Annotated in this window: 15 protein-coding genes; 5 read left to right on the top strand and 10 right to left on the bottom strand. The window is 39.2% G+C overall.

Translation table 11 applies throughout. The features are described 5' to 3' along the window. Positions 1 to 33: 33 nt before the first annotated feature. Both ACEW8O_RS08465 and ACEW8O_RS08460 read left to right on the top strand, forming a co-directional pair. Positions 34 to 1,056, top strand: a complete 1,023-nt coding sequence (locus ACEW8O_RS08465) for a LacI family DNA-binding transcriptional regulator (protein WP_373494187.1) — start codon at positions 34 to 36, stop codon at positions 1,054 to 1,056. 185 nt (positions 1,057 to 1,241) lie between these two features. Continuing rightward, entirely contained in the window at positions 1,242 to 2,111 is an 870-nt protein-coding gene (locus tag ACEW8O_RS08460) for an ROK family protein (RefSeq protein ID WP_373494186.1), read from the top strand. Here the strand turns inward: ACEW8O_RS08460 and ACEW8O_RS08455 are convergent. Both ACEW8O_RS08455 and ACEW8O_RS08450 read right to left on the bottom strand, forming a co-directional pair. After that, positions 2,108 to 3,508 (bottom strand): vanadium-dependent haloperoxidase, encoded by a 1,401-nt coding sequence (locus ACEW8O_RS08455; RefSeq protein ID WP_373494185.1) that lies wholly within the window; start codon positions 3,506 to 3,508, stop codon positions 2,108 to 2,110. The genes ACEW8O_RS08460 and ACEW8O_RS08455 overlap by 4 nt on opposite strands. Positions 3,509 to 3,554: 46 nt before the next feature. After that, positions 3,555 to 4,793, bottom strand: coding sequence for an ROK family protein (locus tag ACEW8O_RS08450; protein ID WP_373494184.1), 1,239 nt, complete (start codon positions 4,791 to 4,793; stop codon positions 3,555 to 3,557). Positions 4,794 to 5,037: 244 nt separating this feature from the next. Between ACEW8O_RS08450 and ACEW8O_RS08445 the strand changes: the two genes are divergently transcribed. Next, positions 5,038 to 5,562 (top strand): phosphoheptose isomerase, encoded by a 525-nt coding sequence (locus ACEW8O_RS08445; protein ID WP_373494183.1) that lies wholly within the window; start codon positions 5,038 to 5,040, stop codon positions 5,560 to 5,562. A 47-nt stretch (positions 5,563 to 5,609) separates the two neighbouring features. Here the strand turns inward: ACEW8O_RS08445 and ACEW8O_RS08440 are convergent, their stop codons facing one another. The 8 genes from ACEW8O_RS08440 to ACEW8O_RS08405 all read right to left on the bottom strand — a co-directional run bounded on the left by ACEW8O_RS08440 (position 5,610) and on the right by ACEW8O_RS08405 (position 13,597). Then, on the bottom strand, positions 5,610 to 7,019 hold the full coding sequence (locus ACEW8O_RS08440) for a DUF6600 domain-containing protein (RefSeq protein WP_373494182.1): 1,410 nt from the start codon (positions 7,017 to 7,019) through the stop codon (positions 5,610 to 5,612). Between the two features lie 384 nt (positions 7,020 to 7,403). Then, on the bottom strand, positions 7,404 to 7,583 hold the full coding sequence (locus ACEW8O_RS08435) for a Lacal_2735 family protein (protein ID WP_373494181.1): 180 nt from the start codon (positions 7,581 to 7,583) through the stop codon (positions 7,404 to 7,406). Between the two features lie 50 nt (positions 7,584 to 7,633). Continuing rightward, on the bottom strand, positions 7,634 to 9,217 hold the full coding sequence (locus tag ACEW8O_RS08430) for a hypothetical protein (protein WP_373494180.1): 1,584 nt from the start codon (positions 9,215 to 9,217) through the stop codon (positions 7,634 to 7,636). An 86-nt stretch (positions 9,218 to 9,303) separates the two neighbouring features. Next, positions 9,304 to 9,852 carry a hypothetical protein gene (locus ACEW8O_RS08425; protein WP_373494179.1) on the bottom strand — a complete coding sequence of 183 codons (549 nt, stop codon included), beginning with the start codon at positions 9,850 to 9,852 and terminating at the stop codon, positions 9,304 to 9,306. Positions 9,853 to 9,855: 3 nt separating this feature from the next. Next, positions 9,856 to 10,854 carry a 3-oxoacyl-ACP synthase III family protein gene (locus ACEW8O_RS08420; protein ID WP_373494178.1) on the bottom strand — a complete coding sequence of 333 codons (999 nt, stop codon included), beginning with the start codon at positions 10,852 to 10,854 and terminating at the stop codon, positions 9,856 to 9,858. 156 nt (positions 10,855 to 11,010) lie between these two features. Further along, complete coding sequence (locus ACEW8O_RS08415; RefSeq protein WP_373494177.1) at positions 11,011 to 11,913, bottom strand: MBL fold metallo-hydrolase; 903 nt, start codon at positions 11,911 to 11,913, stop codon at positions 11,011 to 11,013. Further along, positions 11,913 to 12,611, bottom strand: coding sequence for an SOS response-associated peptidase (locus tag ACEW8O_RS08410; protein WP_373494176.1), 699 nt, complete (start codon positions 12,609 to 12,611; stop codon positions 11,913 to 11,915). The genes ACEW8O_RS08415 and ACEW8O_RS08410 overlap by 1 nt, the downstream gene beginning before the upstream one ends. Positions 12,612 to 12,637: 26 nt before the next feature. Continuing rightward, on the bottom strand, positions 12,638 to 13,597 hold the full coding sequence (locus ACEW8O_RS08405; protein ID WP_373494175.1) for a YheT family hydrolase: 960 nt from the start codon (positions 13,595 to 13,597) through the stop codon (positions 12,638 to 12,640). A 122-nt stretch (positions 13,598 to 13,719) separates the two neighbouring features. On the opposite strand from ACEW8O_RS08405, the gene ACEW8O_RS08400 reads away from it, so the two are divergent. Both ACEW8O_RS08400 and hslV read left to right on the top strand, forming a co-directional pair. Continuing rightward, positions 13,720 to 15,441, top strand: a complete 1,722-nt coding sequence (locus ACEW8O_RS08400) for a pyruvate dehydrogenase complex dihydrolipoamide acetyltransferase (RefSeq protein WP_373494174.1) — start codon at positions 13,720 to 13,722, stop codon at positions 15,439 to 15,441. 318 nt (positions 15,442 to 15,759) lie between these two features. Then, positions 15,760 to 16,302, top strand: a complete 543-nt coding sequence (gene hslV, locus ACEW8O_RS08395; RefSeq protein WP_373494173.1) for an ATP-dependent protease subunit HslV — start codon at positions 15,760 to 15,762, stop codon at positions 16,300 to 16,302. Positions 16,303 to 16,498 lie beyond the last annotated feature (196 nt).

Raw genomic sequence — 16,498 nt, 5'->3', positions numbered from 1 at the left:
GCTTTTCTTATTGTTATATAATCATAGAAAGATATGGCAAAAAAGAAAATATCCATAAAAGATATTGCCAAAACACTTGGCATTTCTATCACGACAGTTTCATTTATCCTTAATGGTAAAGCCAGGGAAAAAAGAATCAGTGAAGAATTGACCAAAAAGGTACAGCAATATATCAAGGAAGTAGGCTATACCCCAAGTCACCTTGCCCAAAGTCTTCGTCTTGGAAAATCCAAGGTGATTGTTTTTATGGTGGAGGATATTTCCAATCAGTTTTTTGCCTCCATAGCAAGGTTGATTGAAGAGAAGGCCTATAAAAACGGTTATAAAATCATCTATTGCAGTACCGAAAATGAAACTGCCAAAGCCAGAGAACTGATCAATACTTTTAAAGTCAGGAATGTGGACGGTTTCATCATTACTCCTACTCCTGACTTGGAAGAATCCGTAAAGGGACTTTTGGATGAAGGCTTTGGATTGGTATTGTTTGACAGGTACATGCCTTCTGTGGATTCCAGCTATGTCATTGTTGAAAATGAAAAAAGTGCCTTTGAAGCTACCCAGCATTTAATTGATACAGGATGCAAGAATGTAGCATTGATAACTGTTGAATCCGAACAGATACAAATGACCGATAGGTTAAAGGGTTATCAAAATGCAATGTTACAGAATCAACTTACTCCAAACATATTCCAAGTAAAATTCCACAATATCGCAGAAGAAGAAGCCTACAACCGAATATTTGATTATTTCTCCAATAACCCGGATTTTGACGGAGTGTTTTTTGCCACAAATTATCTTGCTTTCGAAGGACTTGAAGCTTTGGGAAACCTTGGTATGGATGTACCGGGTCAGGTCAAAGTGGTTTCCTTTGACGACCATTATTTTTTCAAGTTGTATAAGCCAAAGATAACAGCAATAGAGCAACCCCTGGAATTGATTGCTGAGAAGCTAATGGAGGCAATTTTACACCAACTCGATGAGGCTGAAATGAACAGTGAACCAAAACAATTCACCCTTCCAAATAAGCTAAATGCAAGAGATTCATCAATTATTTAGGTAAAAATCAAATTAAATAATTATTCCAGAGCTTGTTAGCAGGTTTTGGCCTTTTATGAAATCTGGGAAAAAATTTAAATATGATAAATCGTTTTAGTAAATTTGGTACTGTTGCTTTGAGATTTAGTGAGTTGATTGCTGATTAAATTATCGGAAGTTTTTGAGAATAATCTTAAACTCAGAATATGTCGAAAAATGTAATTTTAGCAGGTGATATAGGCGGTTCACATATTTCCATTGGGAGATTCGTTGAAAACTCTGATAGCTTTCTGTTGGATAATATCCAAAGAACGCAGATTGATTCGTATGCTTCAAAATCAAAAATTCTCGAAGAGTGGGCAGTGATTATCAGGAATATGGTTCATCAGAATGAAATTTTTTCATTGTCTCTTGCAATGCCTGCCCCCTTTGATTACGAACAGGGGATTTGCCTGATTCAAGAACAGGGGAAGTTCAAGCACTTGTACAATATAAACATTAGAAATGAACTGTCAGGATTATTGGGTATTTATCCATCAGATATCAAATTCATCAATGATGCCAAGGCTTTTCTTTTAGGAGAGACTTTTTTTGGACAAATGAATGGTGCAGAAACCGTTTTGGGCCTGACATTGGGTTCTGGGCTTGGTTCATCCATCAAAAAAGACCGGCAGGTCGTTGACGGGGAACTTTGGCAATCACCTTTTCGAGATGGTATTGCAGAGGATTATTTGGGGAGTACTTGGTTTGTCAATTGGGTAAAGAGGGAGACGGGTATTCAGGTAAATGGTGTCAAGGAAATAATTCAGAACCGGGAAATTCTAGACAAGGCAGGAAATGTATTTGATGTTTTTGCTGATAATCTGGCAGAATTTATTTCACTGCATTATCCAAAAATACAAATGGAAAAGGTGGTTCTTGGCGGTAATATATCATTGTCATCCCCCTATTTTCTTAACAAGTTAATGGACAATTTAGCCAAGAAGGAAATAAATATACCAGTTGAAGTCAGTCAATTAGGAGAGAAAAGCGCTATTTATGGTGCGTTGACAGTTTTTTTTGAAAACAATAATTAGTTTGGAACCGGACCATTTATTTGTTGAATTTTTGACCTATCATCATCCGTAAATTTCAGTCTTCCATTGACTCTTTCAAGGATATATTTAGCAATCTGTTCCCCCTGTTTCACACCTTCTTCTATAGCATCTCTGAAATGGATGCCACCATATAGCCTTGATATTGCGGCCTCTTCAGCGGCAAGATTAAAGGATTTGAATTCCCTTTCTGGCAGTCCAAAGTACACTTCCGAATCGTCAATGAATTCAAAATTATCCCCAAAGTAATCTGTGAGCACCATTGAACTCGTTTTTGAAATCACACTGTGTCCACTGGTATATTCCGGAAAGGGTGGAGTCTGGAGTAACGGCCTCCAACTTTGGTCTATATATTTTTGAATGGCTGACTCTGGTCTTATCCTATCTGAGTCATATTTTTCCTCCCAGCAACTCACAAATGCATCATGCAGGGACATAGAAACCAAAGTGTGGATATAAATCGTTTCTTTCCAGGATAATCCTGCTTTTTTGCTGGCAATACCTGTAATACCTACCCAATGTCCACCAGGGGAAATCTTTTTCATCCCTATGGCCATATGACCGGAAAACTGTACCATAAAAGGGTTACAATCCCAAAAATTGGCTATAAGTTTCTGGTCGTCTGTCAAATTGGAAGTGATTTTAAATACTTCTGTCAATTGGTTTTTGAAAGAACTTCCTTCTTCAAGATTGAAAGGTGCCGGTTCTTTTGGCTTATAAGGCATTAAATCAGGGATGAAAAAAGTTTTTATGGTTCGCCATTCAGGTTCTACCGCGGCCATATAAGCCGGTGGAGTAGGGTACCAATGGCCTTCATTTCTTTTTGGAGTATATCGGGTCAATGTACTCAATTGGCTATAACCATCGTTTCCGGCTATATTCAATACTTCTGAAGCGACTTGCTGGGCATATCTAACATTTTCATCCAAAGCACTTTTTGAAATCCATTTTGATTTTGTAAATGATTTGATAAGCTCTTGTTGCTTTGCTTCCAAAAGTTTTCCGGAAGGCATTATTTTTTTGCCCACCTCCATCATGGCATAGGTAGATACAAATTCCGGAGATAATTTTTTTTCCGTTCCGTCTATGTTTCCGGGTTCCCGGAGGTTACTTTTTGAAAAAAGACAGGTTTCTTCGGTTTGACCTGTCAGTCTGTTCCAAGCCAAATGAGCACCAAGCATGGAGTAGGCATAGAATCTGGCAGCAGCGGGAGGGGAGGCTACGTCAGTAACCATCACCTCTGTCACAAAAAACAAGTTGTCAATCAAAACATCTATTTTGGGTTCATTTTTCTTTTGGCCATAAACCGGCTCACTGATTCCTAAAATCAGGGAAATCAGAAATAATGTTCCAATATTCAAAATTTTAAATTTTATCATTTTTTGTTAAGAAACCGGATATTCGGGTTTATGATTGATGAGAAAGTTAAAGCAGTACATCTTCAAATATTTTCTCATTGACTACTGCTACACCGCCCATTAGCCCGACTTCTTTCCCTAATTTATATAAGCTAATTTGGGTGTTTTCCCTTGCTTTAGCCATGCTGTAGATATTCAATGCCTGCATGATAGGTGTAATCAGGTACTGTTTGGCCTCTGCAACGGATCCTCCTATGATAATAAGTTCAGGATTGAGTAATTGGATCAAGATTGAAATCCCTCTTCCAAGATCAAGGCCTACTTCAGAAAGAATGGTGATGGCTCTCTGATCTCCGGCCAAAGCTGCATCTACCACCACATACGGTTCCAGCTCTCCTTGGTTTTCCCTTACTATTCTTGCCAAAATGGAATCTGAATCTGTCGAAATGGCCTCTTTGGCCATTCTGACAATGGCTGTACCTGATGCTACGGCTTCCAAACAGCCTTTTTTTCCGCATGAGCAGGTGATGTCCCTTGATTCAAAAATCGGAGAATGGCTAAATTCCCCGGCAAAACCGGATGCGCCCTGATAAATTTTCCCGTCTATGAGGATTCCAAGCCCAATGCCCCAACCGATAAATATCCCCAGGACATTTTTGAACTGATCATTCTGTCCAAACTTAAACTCAGCCAAAGTCATCGCTCTGGCGTCATTTTCCAGAAAAACTTTTCTTCCAAGTCTTGATTCAAAGTTTTCTACCAGACTTTTTTTACCAAATTTCAAATAAGTATGATTGATACCGTTGATGGAATCTATCAATCCAGGCATGGAAATACCTACGGCGATTATTTTTTCATCATCCAATCCGGACTTTTTCCGGTGTTCTATCAGAAATTCGCAGATTTGCTCAAAAGTTTCTTTTTCATTGTTCAATGTAAGTCTAATGGTTTCCGCTTCGGTAAGTGCTTCATTAGAACAGTCATAAATGGCCGTACGGACCCTGAATTTGTTGATGTCCACGCTTTGAATGCAAAAAGCTTCATTGGCCAATTGGTAAAGATCTGGCTTTCGACCTCCCTGGGATTCGGCACGACCATTTTTGATGACTTCTCCCGAATTCATCAAATCTCCAAGAAGCGAATTTACAGTAGGTAAGGAGATACCAACTTCAGTACAGATTTCACCTGCTGTATTGCTACCCTTGGTATAAAGGTTTTTTATTAATTTGAGTTTATTGGTGAAACTTTTTGTTTCGACCACACCGGCTATTTTTTCTAAAGATTTTTTGGGATCAATTAAGTTCATTTTTTAGGCTTTGGAAAAGCCAATTAAATTAATTTTTAAAGAATATCAAAAGGGCTTAATAGAAAAAATGTAAGATGCCTTATATGTTTGTTCAAATTAAACAAAGTTTTGCCTAAAATTCATCAAATCATTTAAAAGTTTTTTTTAATCAGGTAAATCTTCATTTACCTCAAACCTTTATTACATCATTTTTTATTTGATAACTTTGAATTTAATTGCGTAAAATGTAAAATTGAAAACCATTATGATTGATAAAAAATTTCTTGGGGCTGAGACCGACAAAGAAACTCTTTTTGAAAAGCTAGGAGAAATTCTTGATTTAAAAGGATTCAATATTGACAAACTAGATATGCAAAGACCTTGGGGAGGTTTTTTTGTAATTGATGAAAATAAGATTGAAGCATTTAGAGCCAGGTTTTTTCCCGAATTGGATTTGGATCAATTGCAGGCCAATAAAAAATTGAGCCCCAAGATCCTTTTGGTCGCTCCCCGAAAGAGGCTGTCCTGGCAATATCATTTTAGAAGGGCAGAGATTTGGAAACTCATCAGTGGAGATGCATCTATAATCAGGAGTGATACCGATGTGCAAAATGAACCAATTCAAATGGCAATTGGGGAGTTGGTCAGGTTAAATCAGGGCGAAAGGCATAGATTGGTGGGAAAAGATTCATGGGGTATCGTAGCGGAAATCTGGATGCATACTGATGAAAACAACCCGTCTGATGAAGAGGACATTGTAAGGTTGGAAGATGATTATGCCAGAAAATAAAAATGGCCCAATTTCATGGGCCATTTTTTATTATCAGTTTGATTTATTTAGTCGCCACCTCTACTGCCACCTCTTGTCCCGGAAGAAGATCTTGAATTGTTATTAGAACTGCCTCTCGAAACGGTACCTGAATTTGACCTACTACTGCCTGAGTTGCTTGGTGATCTCATGGCAGGTTGGCTTTGCCTGTTGCCGGAATTGCTCCTCATAGAGGGCTGACTTTGCCTGTTGCTGGAATTACTTCTCATAGCAGGCTGACTTCTTTGGTTGTTTTGAGGGCTGGCAGGCCTTGCCACTTGATTTGAGGCAGGCCTTGATTGCCTTGTTACCGTAGGATTGTTTGCAGCCCCCCTATTCACTTGGCTATTTTGATAACTTCTAGAGTTCACAGAGGGATTTCTGCTGGAATTCGAAGTTCTAGGTGCTGTTTGTCGCTGCTGTATTCTGTTCTGATTTCCAACCCGAGCCTCCCTGTTGGTATTTTGCCTATTTTGGACTTGAGCATTCCTGGAAGGTGTGGCAGCGGAGTTTCTTGATGGACTGGCCGCAGATTGGTTCCCAGGTCTGACTTGTCTTGTTTCCGCCCCACTTGATTGGGCATTCCGTCTTGGAGTTTGAACAGATCCATTTGCAGCGCTGTTCGACCGGTTTTGAGTCGCAGACCTTTGCTTGTACTCATCAGCAGAATACACTCTTGAGGGTCTCGACGCATTTCCGGCAGATCTATTTTCAGTTACTTGAGGTCTATAAACATTCAACCTGTTGTTTTGGACTACAGCTCTTCCCGGTCTGGAAGAATCATTCACCTGATATACCGGCACCCTTGATCTTGTAGCCCTTTCTATATCTCTTCTTGCAGGCCCGGTTAAGTAGGTATTATTGTTATGGACATAAGTTTTGTTGATAATTGTAGTGCTGTTATAAACATTCATAATATTGTAATGAGGTACAAAATACCTATGGAAATGTCTATGTCTAAATCTTCTCCGGGGAAGAAATACCCAATGAGAGGCAGGGGCATAGAAAGAGGCATTGATACCAAAACCGGGACCTAACGGAGCCCAACCATAATAACCACCCCCTGTTCTCCAACTAACCCAAGCAGGTCCCCAATCATATCCGGGAATCCAGGACCAGCCGTAGAAGTTACTAAAGAACCAACGGCCATAATGGAATGGTGCCCAACCCCAGGAATAATCTGAAACCCAAGTATTGCCGAAGTTTGTCATGGCCCAATAACCATTGGTGGCATACGGCTGAAAGCCCTGGTCAACATAGGGAACCCAAACATAACCATGGACAGGATCCATGACCCAATCCCCGAAAGGGCTAAGTTCATTGTAAAATACCTGAAAAGAAATACCTGCATGAGGTGACGCAGTCACATTTTGACTAAAAGCGATACCTATGCCTAGCATGAGTAAGAAGCTGTATCGGTAAATGGAGGACTTTTTCATAAGAGTATGGTTTTAAGCATTTGGGTAATTTTACGGGATCTGAAAGAATAATGTTTTAGAATAGTATTAAGAAAAATGTAAAATATTTAGTAAAAACGTTTTAGCAATTTTTTTAATTATATATAATATTGTAATAGTTTAAAAAAATTATTATTAATCCAAAAAATTTTGGTCACCTAATTTCCTTTACTTTTAGTAGGAAGTAGGAAGTTATGCAATCACAGAAAACAGTTTGCAGTAAGCGGGATCAATGTCGATAACAGAAATGCCACAGGTGGCATGAATCCAAATTTAACCAGCTCTAAAATAAAATTAACTTTTTTGGTGGTATGGAAACGGATAGCTTTTTAAGATTAAATTTATTTCCAATAAAAAATTCGGAAGTCAGTTTCCGGATTTATTTTTCAAGGCATCTATTTTTTTTGCGATTTCTTCGGCTTCAGCCATCAATTTATCGGCTTCGGTCCTGTTACTGTGGGAAACTTTGTGCGCTTTTGAAAGCATAGAGGAATAATCTTCCTGAAGTTTCTCTATTTCTGATTTTTTCTTGAATAACCCAAACATAATTTTATTTTTTAAAACAGCCTTGGGAAGAAAGTGTTTCAAAAAACAAATCAGTATCTGAACTGTATCACATTCTCCGGTTCATTTTCCTCTACAATCTCATCGTCCTTGAAGTTGATAATTTGTTCCAACCTTCCACTTAAATTATAGTATCTCCAGGGTCCTTCTTTTTTCCCATCAACCATGTTTCCTTCCGAGGCTTTTCTGCCATTCTCATGATAATAACTCCATGTCCCTTCTGGCTTACCACTTTTATAGTTTCCCTCAGACTCCTTAGAGCCATCCACATAATAGGTGATACGAACACCTTCACCGTCTTTCAATGTGCCTTTGTTCAACGTCTTTGAACCGTCATAAGAATAATAATCACTTACATTGATCAACCTTCCATTGCTCCAAAACTCCTCTTGGGTGAGCTGCTTGTTGTCGTAGAATAACCCCCAGGTTCCATCTTCAAAACCCAGAAAATAGCTTCCAACGGTTTTCAATTGGCCACCGTCATAATAATAAATCCATTGCCCATTCTCTGAACCCAGCGTGTATTCACCTTCAGCGATTAATATTCCAATTTTATTAAAATATTTCCAAAGTCCTGTTTTGAGGTCATTTTTATATTCCCCAATTGAATAAATCTTTCCTTCAGCAAAGAAACTCTTCCAAAGGCCATCTTTTACACCACCTTTATATTGACCTTGTACAGAGGGATTACCATTGGAATGAAATTCCACATACTCTCCAACCGGAAGGCCAAGTTCATAAGTCTTTCTTTTGGACAATGATCGGTTTGGGTAAAATTCCTCCCAAGTACCCACAGGAAGGTCATTTTCATACTTCTCTATCCTTGCTAGTCTTTTGTTTTCATAATAGTATTTCCACTCTCCTGTTTTATTTCCATTCTGAGTGTAATATTTTTCAGACTCCACTGTCCTGCTGCCGGGGAAGTAAGTGATCCATTGGCCCACTTTCCTGCCATTGGCAAATTCACCTTTTTCCTCCACCATGTTACCAAAGGTATATCTTGTAAAAGGCCCATGAGGTTGGTTGTTTTTATAATTGACCTGCACCAAAAGTTCACCACCAATGGCATATTCTACATAAGGCCCCTCAATGTTGCCCTTTTCATAATTCTGGACAACTGCCAAATCTCCATTATTGTAAAATGTAACCCATTTGCCGTGTTTTTTTCCGTTTGCATATTGCCCCTCTACTTTTGCCTGACGGGGATTGAAATATTCCGGCTGATTTACCCTGCCATAATATTCCTTGTAAGGACCTACCGGGATACTGTCGTTGAAGACCATTTCAATTTTCAGTGCACCTGCTTGGTCATATTCTCTGTAAATGCCGGTAAGTTTATTGTCTCTGTATTCAGCCTCTACATTGCGGTATTTATTGGCATGAAAGCTAACTGCCAATCCTTCCCTTTTGCCGTTGGAAAAGTTAATGGTCTGAACCAAGGAATTAGTCTGGGGATTTTGAAATCTCCAAAGACCTTCCATTACGCCATTTCTCATTACTCCTGTGCCTACAATGGTTGAATCGGCATTGTAGAGAGATACCATATTGGCATCTGTTTGGGCAATTGCAGCAAGATTTAGGAATACTATGAAGGTTAATCCAAAAATATATTTCATAAAGCGAGATTTCTGGTTTTTATTAATTAACGGTAAGCGATTAAGGTCGGTTCTAAATTAGTTTAAATTGTGAAATAAGGAAAGTTTTAATAATGATTATCAAAGATAAATGTAATTTCTTTTTTTAAAATAGCATAAGTTTTATCAAAGTCCGGGTCTATATCTATTCTTCTGTAAATCTGAAAGAAGTCCGATGATGTATTTCTTTGGATAATTTTTGTTGAAGGGTTTTTATTGATGATTTTTTTATAGTCCCAAGGAGATTTTTGGTCCGAAACAATATAAAATTTCAACAATCTCCTGATAGACTCCTCCATTTTGATTAAGGTATCCTTTCCATACAAAATGAAAACGAAAAGGCCATTTCCCCACCAATTTAAAATTCTGATGTTAAAAGCAGTGGCCGGATCAAAATCCCTAGCGATATCTAGAACCTGATAGGGACAATTGTCTAACCTGTAGCCATTTGTGACTTTGGTTCCTTTGGAAGTGGGATGTATCAGAGAGAGTTTCTGTTGTGGAAAATCGCCTGCCAACTGCTGAAAAAGTTGGATGTATAAATCTGTTTGTTCTTTGATTCTATGATAAAGGACAGGATCCAGGGTCAGGTCAAGGTCAAAATTTCTCTCTGACATCTCTTACCAATTCAATAAGGCAGATGCCCAGGCAAAACCGCTACCAAATGCAGCCAAACATATCAGATCACCTTCTTTCAATCGGCCTTGTTCCCAGGCCTGACTTAAAGCAATCGGAATGGTTCCCGCGGTGGTATTTCCCAAATACATGATGTTGTTGAACACTTTTTCGTCAGGAAGCCCCATTTTTTTTTGGATGTAATTGCTGATCCTCAGATTGGCCTGATGCGGTACCAATAGGTCTATTTCGGATTTGTCTTTTCCATTCGCCTTTAAAGCTTCTTCTATGACTTCCTGAAATCTGACAATGGCATGTTTGAAAACAGCGTTACCGTTCATTTTGAGAAAAAAGTCCCCCCTTTCTATCAGTTCGGCAGAAACTCTTACCTTACTGCTGCTGCTTGGTGCCAAACAATACAATTCTTCTGCGTGTGCACCGTCAGCATGAAGATGGGTGGATAGAATTCCCGGTTTTTCAGTCTCTACAGCACTTAAAACTGCCGCCCCGGCACCATCTGCAAATATTACAGCGCTTGACCTTCCTTCATCGCTCTTGTCCAAAGCAGATGATTGGATCTCTGCACCGACCACAAGTATATTTTTATACATGCCTGTTTTTATAAACTGATCTGCAACAGACAAAGCATAGATGAATCCCGAACAGGCATTTCTGATATCCAAAGCCCCAATACCGTTCATTCCCAATTCTCTTTGAAGAAGTACGCCATTGCCCGGTAAAAAATAATCAGCGGTTATGGTAGCGAAAACTATGAAATCAATGTCTTTTGCAGATAGGCCTGCCCTCTCCAATGCCATTTTGGAAGCGGTTACCGACATGCTTGTAACAGTATCTTTTCCCGGAGTAAACCACCTTCTTTCATGAATACCTGTCCGTTCTACGATCCAATCATCATTGGTGTCCATGATGGTAGATAGGTATTCATTGGTAATGATGTTTTCGGGTATATAATGTCCTGCACCGGTTATTCTGGATTTTTTCATAAAATTGAAGATATTTTGGGTTTGCCAAGATGGCTTTTTGCCTCAGGCTGTTCAAACAAATATCCTATATCCTATGGTGATTACCAAAATATCAATTTTTAAAGAGCAACTTATAAGAGTTGGCTGGTATTTTTGTTCATTATTTGGCTAGGAACATTAATTAATCCTCCCCTGACTCTTCAACCTCCAATATCTATACAATCCCGCCACTGACATCCAACTTGGATTGGCGTATTCATATACCTGGATCAAGTCCTCATCACAACCCTCACTTCTCAAGTGAATTTTAGTGTATTCCATAAATAAGGGAATGACTTCTTGTTGATCAGTGTTTGCATCGAAATGAGGTTTGATCCATTTGCTCCAATCGTGAAGAATATAACAAAGATTATCTAAATGCTCGTCCACATTATTGATGATCCCAAAATGTGTCAGAAACAAACATTCCGGTTTTTCTGCTTTCAATATTGCCATTGAGATTTCCCAATCCCTGATATTGATATCGGGAGGAGGGCAGGGCGGTACGGCTGGGCCACCTTTTATTTTTACACCGGCCACATCACCTGTGAAAATCACATTTTTCATTTTCCATGCAATATGATGTGTAGCATGCCCGGGAGTATGCAAGGCTTTGAATCTGATTTTGCCAAAAACAAGTTCTTCTTCATGCCCAACTTCAATAATCTGATCTTCGGGAATAGCTTGCATTTCTCCCCAAAGTCTTTCCATTTCATCACCATAAATCTGCTTGGCAGAATTCCAGAGCTTTTCCGGTGAAGCCAAGTGGGGAGCACCGACAGGATGGACATATATTTTGGCACCTGTTTCGGCAAGTTTCCAGGCAGCACCGGCATGGTCAAAATGAATATGGGTCAGCAGCACATGCTTGATCTCCTCCAGTTGATATCCGTTTCTTAATATCCCCTCTTTCAATTGCTCAAATGTGCTCTCAGGACCGGTTTCAACCAATACTGGACCATGAGATGTTTCAACCAAAAAACTGGCAATGGCTTCATTGGTGTCTAAAAAATTCAGGTCAATAATTGCAACGTTTTCCATTATCCAAATAAAGTATAATTTCCAAATTGGTCCATAGGTGATGTTTTTCGGATGATAGCAGGACTATCATTCACCACACTATTTACCAACGGAGAAACGGTATAACTGATCATTTCATTGGCAGAATAAGTTCCTAATAATTTGACCAGTTCTTCTTCTTTGCTGTATTTGTCCAGCCATTTTTTTTCATCTTCTTGTTTTAAAATGACAGGCATCCTATCATGGATTTCAGATACTAAGCTGTTTGGTGTAGTAGTAAGAATTAGGAAAGTATGCTTGTTTTCACCTTTTTCATTTTCATATTCTTCCCAGATGCCCGCAAAAGCAAAGGGTTCCTCATTGGCAAGGGTAAACCGATATGGTGTTTTGGTTTTTTTACCGATTTTTTTCCATTCGAAAAAGCCATCCGCAGGGATCAGGCAACGCCTTTTTTGGAATGAGGTTTTGAAAGAGATTTTTTCATTTACACTTTCTGCCTTGGCATTGATAAATTTTTGGGAGACAGGTTTGTTCTTCGCAAAATCAGGCGTGATTCCCCAATAAAAATAAGAAAATCCTTTTGGGCTGTCAGTAGTGATCACCGGGACCAATTGCGTTGGTGCGATATTGTATCTTGGTTTGAAGTCAGAAAGCATTTCTGCCTGAAATCTTTCTTCCAGTTCAATTTTACTTTTACTTAATGAATATCTTCCGCACATGGGATAATTAATGGTTTTTTTGAAAATTACAGATCTCCGGTGATAAATTCAAATGCTCTTTTTTCAGACCAATAGATATCCTCACTTTTTCTTGGACTGAATCCAACATGCCCACCGTATTTTGGGAATTCCATCCAGACAGTATCCAGTTGGCGTGCAAATTTAACCGGGAAACATTTATCACTTAGAAAAGGATCGTTTTGAGCATTCAATATCAAAGAAGGAACCTTGATGCCATCAAGAAAATAAAGAGCCGAATTTTGTTCATAATAATCATGGGCATCTTCAAACCCGTGCAATGGTCCTGTGAAGTGGTCATCAAAATCCTGTAAGGTCTTGATTTTACGTAATGTCCCCACTGGGATTTCATCAGGAAAAAAAACTGCTTTTTTGGCGACTTTTTCTTTCAATGTTTTGAGAAAACGATTGGCATAAAGGATGTTTTCCCTTTTGGATATCTGAATGGAAGAACTTTCCAGATGAAGGGGGACAGAGATAGCCACTCCTTTTCTGATTTTGGGATTTCTTTCTCTTTTTTCTCCAAGATATTTCAATGTCAGGTTTCCACCGAGGCTGAATCCTATCAAATAGATGGATTCATAATTATCAGCGGCATGATGAACCACAAAATCAAGATCATAAGTAGCTCCTGAATGGTAAAAAATAGCCTTTTTGTTCATTTCTTCTGAGCATCCCCTGAAGTTCCAATTGAGCACATCAAATCCATTGATGTAAAATTGTCTTGCCATGCCGGCCATATAGGGACGTTGGCTGTTGCCTTCCAGTCCGTGGCTGATGATCGCGAGGTTTTTGGAATGTTGCTTCAACCAATCCAAGTCCAAAAAGTCACCGTCCGGAGTGGTAACCCTTTCTCTTTCAAAAGGTAAACTAAATGGATTTCTAAAAATACCCGGGTAAATCGTCTGCAAATGGCCGTTAAAAAGCCATTTCGGGTGATCATAATCAGTTTTTTTAATCAAAGGCATTTTAATACAAAAAGGAACTTTAGGTACTTTACAATCCTGAAATTACTACTATTAAATTTGAATAAAGATATTTTAAGAACTATTTTTGACCTGCTTAAATTTTGAATAGGATATAAAAGCTTATGGCCGAAATAATACGAATGCCCAAAATGAGCGATACCATGGAAGAAGGGGTAATCGCAGCGTGGTTGAAGAAAGTGGGTGATGCTGTCAAACCCGGAGACATTCTTGCCGAGGTAGAGACGGATAAGGCCACCATGGAATTGGAGTCTTATGAGGAAGGGACTTTACTGCACATTGGAGTTGAAGAAAAAGGCGCAGTACCTGTAAATGGGGTGATTGCTATTATTGGAGAAAAGGGTGAAAATATTGATGACTTGCTCAAGGAGATAGAAGGTGGGGGTGCCTCGGAGTCTCAAGAAAAGGTAGAAAAGAAGGAGGAAGGAAAGACAGAAGAGAAGTCTACTAATAAGGAGGAACCTAAAAAGGAGGAATCCAAAAAAGAAGAACCTAAAAAAGAAGAATCTACTGGAGAGGAAGTGGACACATCAGATATTAATGCCACTTTAATCACCATGCCCAAAATGAGTGATACCATGGCAGAAGGTACCATCGCTTCTTGGCTCAAAAAGGTAGGTGATGAAATTAAATCAGGTGACATCATTGCAGAAGTGGAGACGGATAAGGCTACTATGGAATTGGAGTCTTATGAAGATGGTACTTTGCTGTACATCGGTGTAGAAGAGGGTGACTCTGTCGAAATTGATGGTGTGATTGCCATTATTGGTGAAAAAGGCGCTGATTATGAGAAATTGCTAAAAGCACAAAAATTAAAAGGAAGTAAATCTGAGACTCCTCAGGAAGAGGAGAAAAAGGAAGATAAGGTAGAAAAGACACCAGTTAAAGAAGAAAGCAAAACTGAAGAATCCAAAGCGCCTGAAAAAACAGCCTCTCCATCTTCTGAAAACGGAAGGTTAAAAGCTTCCCCATTAGCCAAAAAGATGGCGGAAGAAAAAGGCTTTGATATTTCATTGGTAAAAGGTTCAGGTGAGGGTGGGAGAATTGTAAAACGTGATGTGGAATCTTTTGATCCTGCAAGTGCTAAACCTGCTGCTCAGGCGAGTTCAGCCTCACCAGCTGCATCTGCACCTACAGTTGGACAGGAATCCTACAAGGAGGAGAAAGTATCCCAAATGCGTAAGATAATTGCCAAAAGGCTTGCTGAGAGTAAGTTTCAGGCACCGCATTTCTACCTGACCATGGAAATCAACATGGATAAAGCCATCGAGGCCAGAAACAGCATGAATGAAATTTCTCCAGTGAAAATCTCCTTCAATGACATGGTGATCAAAGCATCTGCTGCAGCACTACGTCAAAATCCCAAGGTAAACTCATCATGGTTGGGTGATAAAATCAGGTATAATGAGCATATCCATATTGGAATGGCAGTAGCAGTAGAGGAGGGACTTTTGGTTCCGGTGATCCGTTTTGCTGACAGCAAGTCATTGTCCCAGATTTCCAATGAAGCCAAAACTTTGGGTGGAAAAGCCAAAAACAAGGAATTGCAGCCAAAGGATTGGGAAGGCAATACCTTTACCATTTCTAACTTGGGAATGTTTGGAATAGATGAATTCACTGCCATCATCAATCCGCCTGATGCCTGTATTTTGGCTGTAGGAGGGATTAAGGAGACGGTCATCGTGAAAAACGGTCAGATGGTAATTGGCAATGTCATGAAAGTGACTTTGTCATGTGACCATAGGGTAGTTGACGGTGCAGTTGGTTCAGCCTTCCTAAAGACCCTAAAAGGTTTATTGGAAGATCCGGTCAGAATCTTGATCTGATCCTGAAAAAATAAAATATGCCAAAAAGTCCTGTTTACTCAGGACTTTTTTGGTTTTGTATGGTTATTGAATTAATTAAATGAAATAAATGGAAATATGCTTTAGGCGAAATAAAATAGAAATAGTTGAACGTCATTTTAATTTCATTAGATATTAATTGATATTGGAAATTAATAGATATTGTCCGTCGTGGCGTATTGAATCTGTTTCTATCCTTTTTACTACAATATTCTAACAAAGCATATTTATTCTCATTTAGGCCGGAGGACAGGTTGTCTGTCTCACGTCTCAAATCTAACGTCTCACGTCTATAAAAATATGGAAAAAATAAAATCAACTACCGTAGTCGCCATCAGGCATAATGGAGAAGTAGTCATTGGTGCCGATGGGCAGGCTACATTGGGCAATACCATTGCCAAAAGCACGGTCAATAAAATACGAAAATTGCAGGGGGGGAAAATCGTGACTGGTTTTGCAGGGTCTACTGCAGATGCCTTCACCTTGCTCGAGAAGTTTGAAGAAAAGATGGGTGCCTATGGTAATAACATGAAAAGGGCAGCGGTGGAGTTGGCCAAAGAATGGCGAACAGACCGGATGTTGAGCAAATTAGAGGCGATGATGATCGTGGCGGATAGCAATGATATCCTGATTATTTCAGGTACAGGGGATGTGATCGAACCGGATATGGAAATCGCCACCATTGGTTCAGGAAGCATGTATGCCCAATCAGCCGCTAGGGCATTGAAAAAGTATGCTCCCCAACTATCTGCCGAAGAAATGGTAAGGGAAAGTTTAGGTATTGCCGCAGATGTCTGTATATATACCAACCATAATTTGGTGGTGGAGAAGGTGGTGAAATAGGATAGGGATTTAAGACCTTCTGAATTGTGAAAATTCAGAAGATCTTTTTTGTTTTTCTTTTATGTAAAATGAAAATATTTTTTATGTTAATTGAAAATTTATCGTCATTAACAAATGATTTTCAGGGTTTTATAGAAAAGCTTTTGCGGTATAAAATTTCCAGAATCTGGGTGCAATTCACTATCAAGATGAAAAG

The organism is Aquiflexum sp., assembly GCF_041749095.1.
GTDB lineage: Bacteria > Bacteroidota > Bacteroidia > Cytophagales > Cyclobacteriaceae > Aquiflexum.
Note: the sequence above shows the minus strand (reverse complement) of the source record. Positions and strands in the feature narration are given on the sequence as shown.